This is a genomic window from Candidatus Auribacterota bacterium (assembly GCA_026392035.1).
Taxonomy (GTDB): domain Bacteria; phylum Auribacterota; class Tritonobacteria; order UBA1439; family UBA1439; genus JAPLCX01.
Genome location: JAPLCX010000112.1, coordinates 1 through 3572, shown reverse-complemented (window position 1 = coordinate 3572; position 3572 = coordinate 1). Strand labels below are relative to the sequence as shown.

Sequence of the window (3572 nt, the reverse complement as noted above, 5' to 3'; positions counted from 1 at the left end):
AGCTATAAGACCGGGAATAAAACCACATACAACGCTGCCGCCATCGGTTCTGATGGGAAGGTTTATGTTGGTTCCGCAGATAATAACCTGTACATTGTGAACTCGAATGGTTCGTTATCGTGGAGCTATAAGACTTCGGATGCTGCCACTATTTATACGAGATCTGCCATAGGTTCTGACGGGAAGGTTTATGCTGGCGCCTCGGGAGTGCTATACGCACTTGGCCAGCCGCCGACAATAACACCGACGATAACGCCGACGCCAACCATCACGGATACGCCTACCATCACGCCCACGCCGACCATCACGGATACGCCTACGATCACGCCGACACCTACCGAGACGCTGCCCCCGACGGAAACACCGACGCAGACAGAGACGCCAACCATCACGCCCACGCCTACTGAGACGGCTACACCTACGATCACGCCGACGCCTACTGAGACTCCGACTGAAACCCCGACTCAGACGCCTGTTCCAGGATCGTCATGCGCGGAAGCGATAACGGCGTATTGCGGCGATATGGCGGTGACGTTGTCTGGTGTGTCTGCCGCTACGGGAACATGTTATCTCGCGGAAACGAGCAAAGGGGTTTGGTACGAGGTCACAGTACCGGCTGGTTATGAGGCGACGGTGACTCTCCACGACGAGGGTGTTGGGACGGACACCTGCTCAATCGATCGATACACGGTATGCGGGGGTGATTCTGAGTGCGCGTCCGCTACGGGAGAGGTAAGCATCGCAAGAGGCAACAGCGGAGAAGCGGCGACATGGTATTACCTGTTCAATTGGGAGATCGACCCCGCAACGGCGGACTTTATATGCGCTGAGTTCACGCCGACACCGACGGAAACACCTACGATCACCCCGACGCCTACCCCGTCTGCGACGGGGACACCCACGATGTCTCCTACGTCGACCCCGACGCCTACCCCGTCTGCGACGGGGGCGCCCACGATGTCTCCTACGTCGACACCTACCATCAGGCCGACCCCGACGCTGCAGGTCGTCGTTCCGGAGACATTGCCAACCGGCCAGACCTACTCGGTGTACGTGGCGCTGACTGAGGACATCACCCAGCCATTCGACTTCTATATTCTCGCCGACACCCCCGCAGGGCCCTACACGCTCTACCTGGACGGCAAGGTCAAGAAGAAGATCACGCCGCTCTACAAGAACGTGAAGAGCTTTACTAAGGATTACATAACGACTGTGCGCCCGGCGGTCAAAATCCCCGCGTCCATGAAGGGGAAGACGATCACCTTCTACAGCGTTGTGGTCCAGGCGGGCAAGCAACCGCCGGTGAGGAAGCTCTCTGATCTCACGCCGAGCACCCAGTATGTAATCCTGCTTGCCAAGGCCTCGGCAGTGGTCAACTGAGCGGGATCGCAATGACAATATTCTGATATCACATACATAAGCCGGAAACTGGATTTTTTCACACCTTCTCAATTATGGGTGGCATTCAACAATCGTTTGCCACAGATAAGAAAGCATTGTGCGAGTAGGTAGGGTTTCTTGCCGCAGATACACATGGGTCAGTTTTGCAGTGGTAACGGTAAATGATGTTCGCCACGGATTTTCACGGATAACCACACGGATGGCCGCAGATGAAGCTTTCTTTTCATCTGTGAATATCCGTCATAATCCGTCCCGCTTAGCGGGATCCGTGGCCACCCTCTATAAGTGACCCCTTACGGAATGCGCACGCGCAGCGCGGGGTATAGCTCAGTGCCATTTTCAGTAGGCCAGCGTGAACTCAACGCCGGTGTATGTAAGCCTGACCCTATCCTTGAGGATTTCCACGACTTCGGCCCCGGCAATACTGTCGCCCACCTTCAGCATTTTGTCGTTGATGAACGCCCATGAGCGGCTGCCGCTGTGGCTGATCCCCTTGAGGTGGAGTTCGGGGATTTTTGTATCAGTTATGGACGTGGAGCTCTTGAGCGCAACCGGGGGCATTGCTTCCTGCGGCTTCGATGAGAGGTCAGCCGTGGAGGGGAGGATATTCCTTGGCTGCAGGCGTACCTCCTTGATGATGGGCATGAGCGGCGCGGAGGAGGGAATGCGGCCCGCCGGCGGCGCGGGGCGCGCGGAAGAGAGCCTGAACAGATCCGGTCTGATGAGGAGCATCAGGAAGAAGAGGAGAGGGATGCCTATCGCCGCGTATCGGGCGGCATGCAGAAAGGCTCCGGCGCGATCGTCCTTGTGCGTCTCCTCCCCGGGGAAGCTGAAGACTATCGGGGAACAGCCGGGCGAATCATCCCTCTTCTCATCTTCGATTTTTTTCAGCGCTTCGTATATGATGCTCATGTCAAAAACAGCCCCACGTTGAAAGCCAAAAGCACAAGGTGTAAGGTCAATTTGCCGAAACAGCCGTCAGCTCCGGCGTCCCCTCGATCTCTCTGATGCTCGCCTTGATTATCCTGACGGTGATTGTCTTTATGCCGAGCGCGAAGCCGGCGAGGAGCGCCTTGTCACACAGCATGTTGATCAGGCGTGGGACGCCGTCCGAGTACTCGTAGATGAGGTCAATGGCGCGCGGGTCGAACATGCCCTGTAGGCTGCCCCCTGCGACCCTCAGCCGGTGGGCGATGTAGGCGGCGACCTCGCCCCTCGAGAGGGGGTAGAGGTGGAATCGGATGGCGAGCCGCTGCCTCAGCTGGAGAAGCCCCTTGGAATCCAGCTTCTTCCGGAGCTGGGGCTGGCCGACGAGGATGATCTGGAGGAGCTTCTCTTCCGCCGTCTCCAGATTGGAGAGCATGCGGATCTGTTCGAGTTGCACCGAGCTCAGATTTTGCGCCTCGTCGATTATCAGGACCGCGTTATTCCCCTGGCGCACCTGATCGAGGAGGAAATTGTTGAGCGCGCGCATGAGGTTTATCTTGTTCTTCGCGGGCATGGAGATGCCGAAATCCTCAGTGATTGCGTGGAGGAGCTGATACTCGGTGAGGTTTGAATTGAGGATGAAGGCGGTCTTCACCTTGTTGTCGAGCATGGAGAGGAGCGCCCTGCAGAGCGTCGTTTTGCCGGTGCCCACCTCGCCCGTGATTGCGAGGAATCCCTTGCGCCCCATGATGCCGTAGTAGAGGAAACTCATCGCCTCCCGGTGCTGGGGGCTCGGGAAGAGGAAACTCGGGTCAGCCGTCAGGTTGAACGGGTGTTTCTGGAATCCATAGTAGCTGAGGTACATACCGGCGCCATCGGGTTAAATACTTCACCCCGCACATCGGCGGGCTACATTACTATTATAGTGAACCTCGCGTGCAGGGCAAGAAGAAAAAAGTAATGGGTCAGTTTTGCAGGGGTAACGGTAAATGATGTTCGCCACGGATTTTCACGGATAACCACACGGATGGCCGCAGATGAAGCTTTCTTTTCATCTTAATAAAATCAGTGAAAATCCGTGGATAACCTTTTCATTCCCTCCGTAACTGATAATCATACAAAGGCGAAAAGAACAAGTGTACAATCTCTGTGCAAGGTGGCTCGGCGACGGCGAGCCGGAAAGGAGGCTGCGATGGCCTTGTACGGTGGATTGGATCTGCACGGTGACAACGTGTATGTGGGTC

At 56.4% G+C, this 3572-nt stretch carries 3 protein-coding genes; 1 reads left to right on the top strand and 2 read right to left on the bottom strand.

Annotated features, from left to right (window positions below):
- The coding region (locus tag NTX71_11970) for a hypothetical protein (GenBank protein ID MCX6340615.1) at positions 1 to 1380 on the top strand (1380 nt) is incomplete at its 5' end.
- A 360-nt stretch (positions 1381 to 1740) separates the two neighbouring features.
- Here NTX71_11970 and NTX71_11965 read toward each other — a convergent pair.
- Positions 1741 to 2313 (bottom strand): hypothetical protein, encoded by a 573-nt coding sequence (locus NTX71_11965; GenBank protein MCX6340614.1) that lies wholly within the window; start codon positions 2311 to 2313, stop codon positions 1741 to 1743.
- A gap of 46 nt (positions 2314 to 2359) precedes the next feature.
- A complete protein-coding gene (locus tag NTX71_11960) occupies positions 2360 to 3193 on the bottom strand; it encodes an AAA family ATPase (protein ID MCX6340613.1) in 834 nt (277 codons plus the stop codon).
- Between the last annotated feature and the right edge of the window lie 379 nt (positions 3194 to 3572).

Coding starts and splice junctions, on each gene's coding strand:
- NTX71_11965 (MCX6340614.1), bottom strand. CDS start 2,313: ATGAGCATCATATACGAAGCGCTGAAAAAAATCGAAGATGAGAAGAGG.
- NTX71_11960 (MCX6340613.1), bottom strand. CDS start 3,193: ATGTACCTCAGCTACTATGGATTCCAGAAACACCCGTTCAACCTGACG.